The organism is Lederbergia graminis (genome assembly GCF_042655485.1).
In the GTDB taxonomy this organism is placed as follows: Bacteria; Bacillota; Bacilli; order Bacillales; family Bacillaceae_C; genus Lederbergia; species Lederbergia graminis.
Genome location: NZ_JBHSMC010000011.1, coordinates 164091 through 177748 on the forward strand (window position 1 = coordinate 164091; position 13658 = coordinate 177748).

Here is a 13658-nt window from a genome sequence, read left to right on the forward strand (position 1 = left end):
GGAATGCGGTGAGTTTTTGCGTGACCTCTAAGGCTATTTTTCAATCAATTGGGAACGATGCAGCCGCCAACGTGACGGCCTCTGACGATTTTTCTTCTTACCGGGCACGATGAAGTTCCTATCGTGACCGCCTCTTCCAATTCTTCTTCCTACCGGGCACGATGAAGTTCCTATCGTGACCGCCTCTTCCAATTCTTCTTCCAACTGGGCACGCTGAAGCTTTCAACGTGACCGCCTCTACCGACTTTTCTTCCAACTGGGCACGATGCGAGCTCTAACGTGACCAACTCTTCCAATTTTTCTTCCAACTGGGAACGATGCAGCCTCCAGCGTGACCACTTCAGCCGATTTCTCATCCAACTGGGAACGTTAAAGCCTCCTGCGTGACCACCTCAACCCAATTATCTTCCAACTGGGCACGTTACAGCCTTCAACGTGACCGCCTCTTCCAATTCTTCTTCCAACTGGGCACGCTGAAGCTTTCAACGTGACCGCCTCTACCGACTTTTCTTCCAACTGGGCACGATGCGAGCTCTAACGTGACCAACTCTTCCAATTTTTCTTCCAACTGGGAACGATGCAGCCTCCAGCGTGACCACTTCAGCCGATTTCTCATCCAAGTGGGCACGATACAGCTCACATTGTGACCACTTCTTCCAATTTTTCTTCCAACTGGGTACGCTGCAGCCTCCTGCATGACCACTTCATCCGATTTCTCATCCAACTGGGAACGTTAAAGCCTCCTGCGTGACCACCTCAACCCAATTATCTTCCAACTGGGCACGTTACAGCCTTCAACGTGACCACCTCTCCCAATTTTTCATCCAAGTGGGCACGCAACTAGCTTTAACGCTCCCTCCTCACTCCATATTCCACCCAACAGGGCACAAGGCACTCTCCTGCACTTCCCCTTTATTCCATTCACATATTATCACTCTACAAAAAGAAGTAATTCCCTATTAAGAATAGGAATTACTTCCATCGCATTTACCTCTATTATTTTTTGGCAATAGCTTCTATTAACGGCGCTAACCATTCATCTAGATTGGAAAATGCAAATCCTGCCTCAGTTGCTTTGGCATTGGACATATACCATGATGATGGGATCGCGTATGGAGAGCGAATTTCGTCATTGCCAACTAATGAGATTTTTGCTGTTTTACCAGTTGCTTTTTCCACTAGTTGAATTAACTCGGTTAATGAAATTTTTCCATTGGCTGTCGCATTAAATGGCCCTTCGACTTCTGTCATGCCTGCCCAGTGAAGAAAATCCGCTGCTTCATCGGCATGAATATATGACATCTCCGCATCCATGTTTACGAATCCGATTGGCTCTCCTTTCGCCACACGCTCCACATGGAAATGTAAGCGACGCGTATAATCATCTTCTCCCATTACAATTGGAAAACGAACTGCCACAACCGGGAATTTAGCATATTTATAAAAGACTGCTTCTGCTTGCCGCTTCCCTTCCCCATATGTAAAATCGGAGCTGTTTCCCATGCGAATTTCATATTGATATGGGTTAAAATCTTCTTCTGTTTTCTCTTTTCCATCAGCCTCATATGTGGAAAGCGTAGATGTAAACACGAGCTTGCCGATTTTCCCATTAAATATTTCACAAAAAGCATATGCATCATTTGGGGAATAACAAATATTATCATACACAATATCGAATGTGCGATTTTCCATTTTCATCGCAAGTTCTTCTTTATTGGAACGATCAACGATAATATGTTCAACGCGATCACCAAACGGATTTCCAGACTGACCACGAGTGACAATCGCTACCTTATGCCCCTCTTTGATCAATAGCTCCACTAATTTTTTACCAAAAAAGCGATTTCCGCCTAGGACTAGGATATTTTTCATTCAAATTCTCCTCATCTGATAAAATTTCTATCATTTTTTCCACATTATAACAGTTCCTGTCCTTTAGTTAAAAATAGAACGACTTCTTGATTTTCATGAAAGGACGAAATTGTATGATAACATGATAATAACGGAATGGAAAAAATAGAACTTACTATACAATTGGAGTGAGTGTAATGATAAAGGGATTATATGAAGCACATCTACCTGTAAAAGATTTGGATATTTCCATGAAATTTTACGAAAAGTTAGGGTTAAAGTTTGCTTGGCTTGATGAAGATACTGCCTTCTTTTGGATAGAGGAAAGAAAAAGTTGGTTAGGCTTGTGAGAAGGAAAGGAGCATGAGACTCCCTATCATCCTTCTTTAAGACATATCGCTTTTCGAGTAACCTATGAGGATTTAAAAAAATCGATAAAATGGCTGGAGTCTATCGAAGTGGAAGCTGTCACATTCGGGGATCGAACGTCAATTGAGCCATTTATTAGACCACATCAAGGTAATGCCTCTGTCTACTTTGATGACCCTGACGGAAATAGTTTAGAATTAATGTGTTTTGTAGATGTACCGAATGAATTCAAACATATTACTGAAAAATTGTCTTTTGAAGAATGGGAAAAATTATTGAAAGAGAATAACCTGTAATCAGATTTGAACTATAATATTGAATAAAAAAGAATCTAGCCTCCTCTACGAAGACTTAGACCCTTTTCCTTCTCTATTCTAACTGTGAAATCTTTAAAAATCTTGGTCTATACATGCTTCCATCCTTTTCATGCATTTTCCAACTCGATGAATTTACATTATAGCTAACTATTAATTCCCCAGGTTCCGATAAATGTGGATGGGCTTTTGCATTGTAGGTGTAAACCGAATCGCCTCTTTCTGATTCCGAACAGTAATATACATATTGTGGTGTCTCAAATGGCCCTAAAGGAGAATCTCCGACATAAATACCTAAGCGATTTCCAGTGCTATGTTCTTGGAAAACGACGATATACTTTCCGTTTAAAGTTCCACCTAACATTGGCGAAACACTTAGCTCACTCGATACTTCCGACGCAATCGGAGTTGCCTTTCCGATATCCTTTGTCCAATTTTCGCCATCCCACACTTGCCATAAGGAAAATTCCGTAAACTGATCTGGTAACACGCGCGCAACTACTAGTTTCGTTGTTTCCCATTTTTGCAGCCCGTAAATATAAATATAGCCATCTGGATTTGGAACTTTTGCTTCCTTTGTGTTCGCCATAAATCCAGCGCCAAAGTAAGTTATTTTTCCATTATCCGCCGTAAAATAAAAAGGTGTATCGAGTTGTTGTTGCTGCTCTAATATTGGTCCATCCGCACCAATTGGCGCCGAGACACAAGTAACACCATTTACTTTAAATTCAAATCCTTCCGGTTGCGTGGAATCGGGACTAATAATTAACGGAAAACAGTAAAAGATTCCTGAAATGGAAATACCATCTTGTAACCAATAATACGATTGATCAATCTTTACCCCTTTTTCTGTCGTAGGGACAAAATAACTAGTTGGGTCCCCGGCTTCATTTGTATTCCAGCGAAATTCAATTGCATCTTCCTGCGGCTTTCCACCATCTAAAATAGCAATAGAGTTATTGATCATATTAAAGTCGAGACGTTCGTTTGTTTCACGATCCACGGAACCAATAAATGTATCGCCAAATACAAATATCGTTTTTGTTTTATCTGCTTCTCCTTGTTTTTCACAGCCATTGAATGGGATGGAGTAAATACCATCCGCTCCACTCCACCCCTCTTTGCGGTGAAAAAGTTCCGTCCAATCAGGAGCAGGTTCAACAACTAACCCAATCCCAGCATAAATTTCGATATCTCTTCCATCTAATTTCGCTTCTAACATGGAATGCGAAATTTTAATATATCTTGCTAAAACATGGTGGAAGTTGATACTCCTTACATTCGCATCTGTTTCTTCTATCTTTACTTCAATCCAATGATGTGAATCTAGTGAATACTCAACAGTAGAGTAGTCCATTGTATCTGTATCCAATACCAATTTCGCAATCGGATAAGTGCCTCCTAAATCAACAATCATCCACTGTGTTTGCCTGTCTCTTCCTATCTCGATTTTCTGAATGGATAGTTTGTCTCCTGCTTTTTTTGCTGAATTAATACCGAGCATAAGCTAACCTCTCCCTTTCTGGAAAATTACGGCATTTGCAAAATTTTATAAACAACGGAGTCCTAAAATCTTTTCTATCAGCTACTAATCTAGCGTAATTTTTACATGAACAAGTTCTCGACCATGCATACTAATCAAAACTTCGTTATCCACCACCTGTACTTCTTTCAAGACTTCTTCTAATGAATTAACGATATTGGCAGAGCTGATTTTTTCAGTAGGAATGTGAATATTAGCGTTCGCAGACTCAGTTCTCAAATTTCTCAAGCTTACGATCAACCCTGTATTATCTTCTGCTCTTTTAATATAAAGAGGTACAATATTTTCTCCATCACATTTAATGAGACTGCCACTTTCCTTTTCTTTACAATCTACTACAATATTTAATTCTACAGGGTTTAATGCATCCATCCCTACCTTATAAGCAGCAGCTTCATTAAATTGATCAAATGGACTTAGTACATATTTAAACTTTTGGCTACCTGGTTGACTCGCCCAAAAATTCGTATCCCAATAATTGTTCATTGGCCAAGCTAATAAGAGTGGATTTTCATTTCTCGGAATGGACGTACTTTCTTTCCCAAAATTAAAATCACCAATTTGCACAAGTGGCGCATCTGGACATGCTAAAGTTACGCCCTTTTCTCCGTCATATATCGAAACAGTTTGATCTACTGTTATCCAATCTTTACTTACATTCCCCATTTGCTCTTGATCAAGTTCCACAAACATTCCAGCAGTGTCGTAATGGGAACGCCATCCTGCATTTAGTCGTAAAGGAAACGCAAAATAAATTGATTCTGGCTTCTTAATATCAGCTTTATCCATTGTTGCTTCAAACTCTATGTTTGGATGGTGAACAGAAAACGTAATCCGTTGCTCTAAGTGATGTACACCTTCTGCTTCAAAAACGGTCACAAACGTAACTTTATCTCGGTCTTTTTCCATATTCCAAGATACTACCCGGTTTGGACCACTTCTTTTTTCCTTCCAATCATGGTTCCATACACTAATACTTTTGTTTCCTAAATCAACATCTCGCGGGAAAAAAGTAGACCTTTCTTCCGGATTTTTTATCGGATTCAGCCCTTCTCTTACATATTCAAATAATGTCCACTCACTACTCTCGTCAATTAAATCCCAATTACGAGTTTTATCATGTAATTGCTTAATTCGTCCTGTTTTCACGTCAAATTTTAATTGATAAAAACGTGTCTCCAACGAATCTTCCTGCACAGAATATTGGACAGGTTCTTTTTCAGCATTTGCTTTCATCTGTAAAAGGTCTTGATATGGAATTTTCATCCATGAAAATGGCTCTAATTTTACCTTCCCATATGATTCCATATTTTCTTTCATACTTGTATATGGTAAATATTGTTTCATTCGAATCGCAGATAAGTTCCGTCCTTCGAGAAAACTCCATTTTGGTAAACGTACTTCTACCTCTTGCTCGACGTTTGCTGTATTTACAAGTAAAATTCCTTCAGGTGCTGATGATTGAAGAGGATTGTTTGCGAATTTCTCCATTTGTTTTCCTAATACATAAGCGGATAAATCTGCTGCTTCATAAGCGTTCTTGGATTTATGTAGCCGTTGCGAATACACTTCTGGATCATCTGGATTTGTGATCGAATGTGCTGCACCCCAAGTATGTTCTTCATATAACAATGTATTCTGAATCGATGCTTTTTTCATTTGGTCATAGCGTGAACCTAGGCTTCCTTGAAAAGCTTCTAGTAAATCAGCTTTTCGTAATCCTTGCTTCGTCTTACGAACCAATCTTGTTTCTCGGGCTGAGCTGCCAGAGCCAAAATTCCAAAAGTCCGTCCAGTCACCTGCGTGAACTGGGATGATACTCGGTTCGATTTGTTTCACTTTCTCTAACAGCATTTCTGGTGTGACAAAACGAATTTTAAAGTCACGATTCTCTTCGTTATATTTTCTTATTAAATGTGCTAATTGTGGATCGGGGCAGTTGTTATCATACAATGGTGGGTTCGTGGAAGTTAAATAGATAAAATCATATTGGTAACCGTTCTCTTCTAAGCGCTGAACATATTCTTTTATCCCTTTATCCATTACATCTGTATCTTCCTTATAAGATTCAAAAAACTGACTGAATAAGGAATAATGTTCGCCATGAAATGTTAATAATTCGCGTTGATCTGGTGTTTTCCAATTAAAAACTTTTGGACGTTCAAACGGAATGCCGCCAAAATGGACATTAATCCCTGTAATATAAAATTCAACTCCAGCATCTAAAAGGATTTGACTAAATGGCCAAGGTTGTCCATTCACATCATGATTGATCGCTGTGTTAATGGGGATGTTAAATCTTTTTCGTAACTCTTTTATTGGTTGGAGTGAACGAATGATTTGCTCCGAGTCATTTAGTGGTGTTCCATGCATCATTAATGCTGCAATACTCATTTGCCCGTTTTGCAAGTACTTCGTAAACAGTTGTATCCTTTCTTCTGATGCAGTTTCTAACCATTTTAAAACTGGATATGTTGCCTCACATGTCCACCTGAATTTGGATTCTTCCGGAAAGTCTTCGGTTTGTAAACATAAATCAATTGCTTCATCAATATAATCCAATTGCAATTCCATGATTAATGGTTGTGGATGGGTATAGCCGATATCTAAATGACTATGATGCAAACAAAGAATTTCTTTTATTTTACTCATTGAATTCTCTCCTTTTATCAATCAGTACTTGTTTTTTCTATTAATGCAGCGATACCTACAAATGTACTAAACGATGTTTCTCTGGAAGCCTCAATTATTACTTCTTTATGTTGCAACGTTACATAGATTCCGCTTATAAATAAATGAATACTTTTGGCAATTTGCCCACCAATAATGATCGCTTCCGGGGAAAAATCATCTACATATGGATTCACCGCCAACCCAATATTTCTTCCAAATTGCTGGAATAGTTCTATCGCCTGTTCATGATTATTTTCCGCCATTTCTGCAAGTGACTTCACTTCCTGATCACTGTTTGGTACAGCAAACTCCTTCGCTAACTGTAAAATCCCTCTTTTGGAAATATAATCATCTACAATCGATTGTTGAAATGGTTGATTATAGATCCAGCCATTAGGAGGAACACGAGGATCATCCGTAATGAACTCGTCATTTTCCATAAACGCAGAACCAGCCCCTGTTCCAATCGTTAAGTACATAACTTTATTGAAATGTTGCCCTTTACCACCCTTATGTTCTCCTAAAGCAAATAGATTGGCATCGTTTTCAAAAACAATCACAAAGTCAGAAGCAAATTTAGACATCCATTCGTTATCTCGCTTCATCCGCTCCCTTAATTGTTCGCGAATATTTATGCCATATAGAGAATCAAATTTATCAATTCCTTGAATGTAACTAATGCCATTTTGATAATCAAATGGACCTGGAAAGGCAAAGCCAATTCCGATGACTTGATAATTTTCGGATGAAATATAGTGCATTTGCAACGACATCATCGTAATGAAATGGTCGAGTATTTCTTCTTTGGATGCTTGTGATTTTGCTGGGTACACTGCAATCGATTCTGGAATAATCACTCCTTTATCGTTTAAGATTGCTGTTTTTATATAAGAGCCGCCAACATCAAAAGCCATCATGTATTGATCCATTTTCTCAACCTCACATCCCACTAACTCTCTCTTACATTCATTATGAAAGATACTACTCGTGAAATCTTTCTAAAATAATGCCATCCTTTTATAAAATTCGGACATTTTCTAAAATAGACAAAAAAATATGGTATACTTATGAAAAAAATCAGTCATTCATCGCGAGGTGAAATATCGAATGAAGTGGGATCGTTCTTTTATAGATGGCGCGATTTTACTAAACCAAAACACCACTCATATTCACGGAAATGACGCTTCCATTTCCATACATTATTGGGGAGCAAAACAGCAGCATTATAATAATAAGCCACACCAGCATTCTTTCTTTGAACTCTGCTATATCGTAAATGGAGTTGGCACATATATCGATGATGGCAAGGAATTCCCATTAAAGAAAGATGTGCTTTTTCTATCACGTCCTTACATCAAACATCAAATTTTAAGTCAAACTGGTCTCGATATTATTTTTGTTGGATTTGAAATTAATAAGAAAGAGACAGCTGATCACATCAACGAACTATTTACCTCATTAGAATCTAGCGAAAAGTTCTACACCGCAACTGCTAGTGAATTACCCATCGTAAAATTATGGACATCCCTGCTTACCTTAATGAATCAACCATTTTTAACATTTAACGATAGTCTTCAAGGCCTTGGTTCTGCTTTTTTCTTTAGTATATTGGAGCATTTTAATGATCAAAGAACACCTATCAAAAAGAAAAAACTAACATCCTCGTTCCTTATATATCAAGCGAAACTTTATATTAATGACAATATACATCGGGCTTTAAAACTGGATGATGTCGCCGACTATATTTTTATTTCGGGAAGACATTTATCCCGCATTTTCAAAGCCGAATTAGGTCAAACATTTTCAAGCTATGTGAGAAAGGAAAGAGTTCGCAAAGCTGGGAATCTACTAACTGGTACTGATTTAACCAATGAAGAAATTGCGAAAATGACTGGATTTGATAATGTCCACTACTTTTCTAGTGTTTTTTCCAGTGAAATGGGGTTACCTCCAGGAGAGTTCAGAGAAAAATTCAGAAAAAATGTCGGCGAAGGAGTGACAATGAATGAGTTCATTCAATAAGTATCCTGAAATTGTTGTCTCAGAGAAAACGGAACTTGCCTGGGAAGGATATGGAGATATTGTATTAGAATTAGAAAAAGAGGTTGCTATGAATGATAGAACCGTACTTGTAATTGACTGTTATCCTGGAGTGAACATGGAGGAAATATTAGTCAATCTAGTCCAGCCGCTCCAGCCTACACATGCACTCTCTGTCGATGAAATCTATCATTCGAATGAGAAAGTAACGGAAATGATTCAATATCATTTAACCGATGATCGAGTGTTTGGGATTTTTTCCGCTCATGAGTTTCGTGACTTTATGAATGTTGAAAAAAGAGAAAAAGCAAGAAAAAAAATTGATTCCATCTCCAATGGATTAGTGATTGTATATGGTGTTGGAGCATCTCTCGTCTACCAACCTGATATTCTTCTATACGCAGATTTGCCTCGTTGGGAAATTCAAACTAGATTTCAACACAAAATGCCAAACTGGAAGGCAGATAACGAAGAGGATGATTTTTTACGAAAAATAAAACGGGCTTATTTTTTCGAATGGCCTGTTGCAGATAAGCATAAAAAAAGATTGATAGAAAAAGTAGATTACTGGCTTGATACTACGATCAGTCTTCAGCCTAAAATGGTAGAAAAAACAAGCTACTTAGCAGGTTTAAAGCAAGTCGTTTCCCAACCATTCCGTCTCGTTCCGTATTTTGCACCAGGTGTATGGGGTGGCGAATGGATGAGAGAAAAATTCGATCTTGACAAAGATGAAGTAAATTTCGCATGGAGCTTTAATGGTGTTCCGGCAGAAAATAGTATCTTTTTAAAATATGGTCATATAAAAATAGAAATCCCAGCGAATAATGTGGTATTTCAACACCCAATGGAATTACTAGGAAATAAAGTGTATGGGCGATTTGGTAATGAATTTCCGATCCGCTTTAACTTCCTAGACACTGTCGAAGGGCAAAATTTAAGTTTACAAGTTCACCCAACGACGGATTACGTACAAGAAACGTTTGGAGCGCACTACACACAAGATGAGAGCTATTATATTTTGCACGCCGAAGATGACGCGGTTGTCTATTTAGGGCTAAAAGAAAACATGGATAAGGATGAAATGATTGCGGATTTAGAACGAGCAGAACAAGGAATCACGCCGTTCAACGATGAAAAATTCGTTAATAAATTTCCCATCAAAAAGCATGATCATTATTCCATTCCTGGAGGCACTGTTCACTCACAAGGTCGAAACTCCGTCGTGCTAGAAATTAGTTCTACTCCTAATATTTATACTTTTAAACTATGGGATTGGGGTAGAGTAGATTTGGATGGGAAACCAAGACCTGTCCATCTGAAACATGGGATCAATTCGATTCAGTGGTATAGAGATACGAGCTGGGTCAAGCAAAACTTATTTAATCCGGAAGAGAAATTAGCGGAAGGTGACGGCTGGATAGAAGAAAGAACGGGATTACATGAAACGGAATTTATTGAAACAAGGAGACATTGGTTTTCTAAAAAAGTACACCACCGTACACATGATAGTGTAAATGTGTTTAACCTTGTCGAGGGGGAAGAGGCAATCATAGAAAGCCCCGACGATGAGTTCGAGCCTTTTATCGTCCATTATGCAGAAACATTCATTATTCCGGAATGTATTAAAGAATATACGATTAGGCCGTATGGAAAGTCAGAAGGAAAAACAATTGCAACAATCAAAGCGTTTGTGAGGGTTTGATGAAAAAAAGTGGGTGAATGCATCGACGGATGACTTCTCCCACTTTTTTAGTGTATAAGTGAGAAGAATTAAAGCATGTTTATTACTTGAATTGTATAAAGATAGTGCTGCAGTTATCGCTATAGCATTTTAAAGTAGGAGAGTACAGTTGACATAATTAGTTTAAGATTCTAATCTCTTTTAAACAAGAAAAAAATAAGCGGAGGAAATACACGTAGACTCCTGCGGGAAGTACGGTAGCCGGGAGACCCCACAGGCGCGCTCAGCGCCGAGGAGGCTTCCGAACCGCCCGCGGAAAGCGAAGTGTATTTCCGAAGCGGCATTGTTGCACATTCTAAAAGTATAACTCCTTAATTCTTAACCGATTCTTTCCTTGTCGTTTGCATTTGAAAGGAGTATCTCCCCGAGCTTAGACTTATCATTAGCTCATTTTCTTTCCTACTGAATGTACATTCACTATTCTCAACGGACTCACCCTGATTCCAAATATATCGTCCTTCATTTCGTTCGAAGATACATGCGATGTCATGCCCTTTATCTTTTAATGGTAAATAAATCTCCGCTCGACAGTTCGCAGGAATGACTACTTCCACTTCACTTTCTCCATTCTCTTTTCTAGACCAGTGGATTGCATATGTACCTCTAATTGTATGAATGGACGCTGTTGCATAAGCCAACTTTTTTACAGAGAATGGATTGAAAACGACCTGGCTAAACGCGATGGCATCAGGATGAGGTGCGATACCAGCAATATATTTGTAAAACCAGGCACTAACACTCCCAAACATTGGGTGGTTATGAGATCCTTCTCCTTCCCAAGTTTCCCATAACGTTGTAGCACCATTTTCAAGCATATATCCATAGCTTGGATAATCTCTTTTTAACATCATATTGAAAGCTGTGTCTGTCTCCCCTTTTTCACTCAATACATCAAACAGATAAGCAGTTCCAAATATTCCAGTATCCAAGTGTTCATTCAGTTCATGTTTATAGTGGTGCAATACATGTTTCCACACTTGATCAACGGAATCTTCCGGAACACAGTCCAACACGAATGGAAAAATATCTGCACTTTGTTTGCCAATCGAATAGCAACTTCGCTTTTCATCAAAAAATTCTTCATGAAATGCTCGGCATATATTTTGATACAAATCAGCGAAATGGTTACCATCCTCTTTATTTCCAAGTACATGAGCGATTTTTTCCATCATCTTTGTGGTGAAAGCATAAAAGAAATTGTTTACCAATGTAGGTGGAAGTTCCATTTGTCCAGGTACACACCAGTCGCCAAGGAACCAGCTATCCGGCTCTTCATATCGGACTAAATATCCACCTTCATTACGTGTTCCTAAATACTCCATCCAATTTTTCATGCCTTCATAATGCTCGCTTAATATTCTTTTATCCCCATAGTGGCGGTACATCAGCCATGGCATAATGACATAGGCACTTCCCCAACCTACGCCTCCTCCACCACCATTGAATGGAGCAGTATGTGGAACGAAGCCTGTCTGACGGTTTTGTGAGTCACTTATATCACCAATCCATTTCGTATAGAAAGATGCCATATCGAAGTTAAACATTGCTGCCTCCGCAGTCAAATGACCGTCTCCCGTATATCCAAGCCGCTCGCGGTGCGGACAATCACTTGGCACACCTCCATGCAAATTCGTGAGCTGGGACCAACGGTAAGCGGTTTGTATTTGATTTAAAAGTGGCTCAGAACAGGAAAATTCTCCGGTTGAAGGGACAGCAGCATGAACAACAACTCCGATTAGATCTGTTAACTTAAGAATTCCTGAATAGCCACTCACTTCTACGTAACGAAAGCCATGCCAAGTAAACCTTGGTTCATATTCTTCGATACCATCGCCTTTTAGAATATACACATCCTGCTGTACCTGCTCATCTCCCCCACTACTCGTAAAATCGAGTTCACCACCCTCTTTCACTTCCTCCGCAAAGCGCAATGTCACCCGCTCTCCCGCTTCACCTTGCATCCGAATTCGAACCCAACCAGATATATTCTGACCGAAGTCAAATACGTATTGACCTGGTTTCACCTCTGTTCTAGAAACAGGGGCAATCGTGTCGATGATTTTATCTGGAGGAGATAATTGTGATGTTAATTTACCAGTCGGTATACGAACTAATTGTGCCAAATCCCAAACGGAATCATCATACCCTCTTTTTGCCCAACCAGGTAATTCGAGACGGGCATCATACACTTCTCCATAAAAAACGTTATTAAACACGATGGGGCCACTAGTAGTTTTCCAACTCTCATCACTGATGATGATCTCCCTGCTACCGTCTTCATATAAAATGGCTAACTGCAAGATGAGCTTCGGTGCACCATAGCTCATTTTCCCTTCTACTATTCTTTCCGTCTGCTTGTAAAAGCCATTGCCAAGCATGATGCCAATTACATTCTCTCCTTGTAAAAGCTGCTCTTTGACATCATATTGAAGATAGTTAATCCTCTTCGTCGTTTGATCATCAAAGGGATAGAGTAAGCCTTCAATTTGGCGATCGTCATAATCCGTCCAATTCGGAACGAGGACATGGTCGCCCATTTTACTACCATTCATGTAAAATTCGAAGTATCCTAAGCCAGTTACAAAGGTGGTAGCATGCTTTACTTTCTTATTAATTTGAAAAGCTTTGCGAAATAACGGACTAGCAATTTCTTCTTTCGCTCCAATCCAGCAAGCAGTCCACTCTTCTTCTGTTAAAATACCAGTTTCAAAAAATGCAACGGACTCAGCACCCCAGCTCTCATCGGCTTGATTCCAACATCGGACAGTCCAATAATAACGTCTTCCACTTACGAGAGGTGCTCCTTCGTATTCAATGTGCAGTGTATCTGCTGATATTACTTTGCCAGAATCCCACTGTTGTCCAATCCCTGCCAAGACACTCACTTCATCATCTGCAACAATAATTTGATATGCTGTTTGAAATTGATTCCGTGCAGGTGCAAACTCCCAGCTAAATCGAGGATTTGGTATATTTATTCCAATCGGATTCTCCACATACTCGACTCGTAAACGCACTGGTTGTAGCCTATTATTTTCAGTATTTATATTCTTCATCACCATCCACCACCTTATCAACTTTTAAATAAAGATAGAATAAAAAGCCAAACTATCGCTTGATTAAT

Annotated in this window: 7 protein-coding genes and 1 pseudogene; 3 read left to right on the plus strand and 5 right to left on the minus strand. The window is 39.1% G+C overall.

What is annotated here, in order from left to right:
• Nucleotides 1-996 precede the first annotated feature (996 nt).
• A complete protein-coding gene (locus tag ACFPM4_RS08820) occupies nucleotides 997-1872 on the minus strand; it encodes an NAD-dependent epimerase/dehydratase family protein (RefSeq protein ID WP_382350319.1) in 876 nt (291 codons plus the stop codon).
• 176 nt (nucleotides 1873-2048) lie between these two features.
• On the opposite strand from ACFPM4_RS08820, the pseudogene ACFPM4_RS08825 reads away from it, so the two are divergent.
• Nucleotides 2049-2516: pseudogene (locus ACFPM4_RS08825) on the plus strand (VOC family protein).
• A 73-nt stretch (nucleotides 2517-2589) separates the two neighbouring features.
• On the opposite strand, the gene ACFPM4_RS08830 reads toward ACFPM4_RS08825, so the two are convergent.
• The 3 genes from ACFPM4_RS08830 to ACFPM4_RS08840 all read right to left on the minus strand — a co-directional run bounded on the left by ACFPM4_RS08830 (nucleotide 2590) and on the right by ACFPM4_RS08840 (nucleotide 7679).
• Nucleotides 2590-4038 carry a DUF4185 domain-containing protein gene (locus tag ACFPM4_RS08830; protein ID WP_382350322.1) on the minus strand — a complete coding sequence of 483 codons (1449 nt, stop codon included), beginning with the start codon at nucleotides 4036-4038 and terminating at the stop codon, nucleotides 2590-2592.
• 84 nt (nucleotides 4039-4122) lie between these two features.
• The gene (locus ACFPM4_RS08835) at nucleotides 4123-6729 is read right to left on the minus strand and encodes a glycoside hydrolase family 38 N-terminal domain-containing protein (protein WP_382350325.1); all 2607 of its coding nucleotides are present in this window, start codon (nucleotides 6727-6729) and stop codon (nucleotides 4123-4125) included.
• A 17-nt stretch (nucleotides 6730-6746) separates the two neighbouring features.
• A complete protein-coding gene (locus ACFPM4_RS08840) occupies nucleotides 6747-7679 on the minus strand; it encodes an ROK family protein (RefSeq protein ID WP_382350328.1) in 933 nt (310 codons plus the stop codon).
• Between the two features lie 178 nt (nucleotides 7680-7857).
• Between ACFPM4_RS08840 and ACFPM4_RS08845 the strand changes: the two genes are divergently transcribed.
• Nucleotides 7858-8772, plus strand: coding sequence for a helix-turn-helix domain-containing protein (locus ACFPM4_RS08845; protein WP_382350331.1), 915 nt, complete (start codon nucleotides 7858-7860; stop codon nucleotides 8770-8772).
• The gene (locus ACFPM4_RS08850) at nucleotides 8756-10495 is read left to right on the plus strand and encodes a class I mannose-6-phosphate isomerase (protein WP_382350334.1); all 1740 of its coding nucleotides are present in this window, start codon (nucleotides 8756-8758) and stop codon (nucleotides 10493-10495) included. The genes ACFPM4_RS08845 and ACFPM4_RS08850 overlap by 17 nt, the downstream gene beginning before the upstream one ends.
• A gap of 350 nt (nucleotides 10496-10845) precedes the next feature.
• On the opposite strand, the gene ACFPM4_RS08855 is transcribed toward ACFPM4_RS08850, so the two are convergent.
• Nucleotides 10846-13590: an alpha-L-rhamnosidase gene (locus ACFPM4_RS08855; protein WP_382350337.1), complete on the minus strand. Its 2745-nt coding sequence runs from the start codon at nucleotides 13588-13590 to the stop codon at nucleotides 10846-10848.
• Nucleotides 13591-13658: the final 68 nt, after the last annotated feature.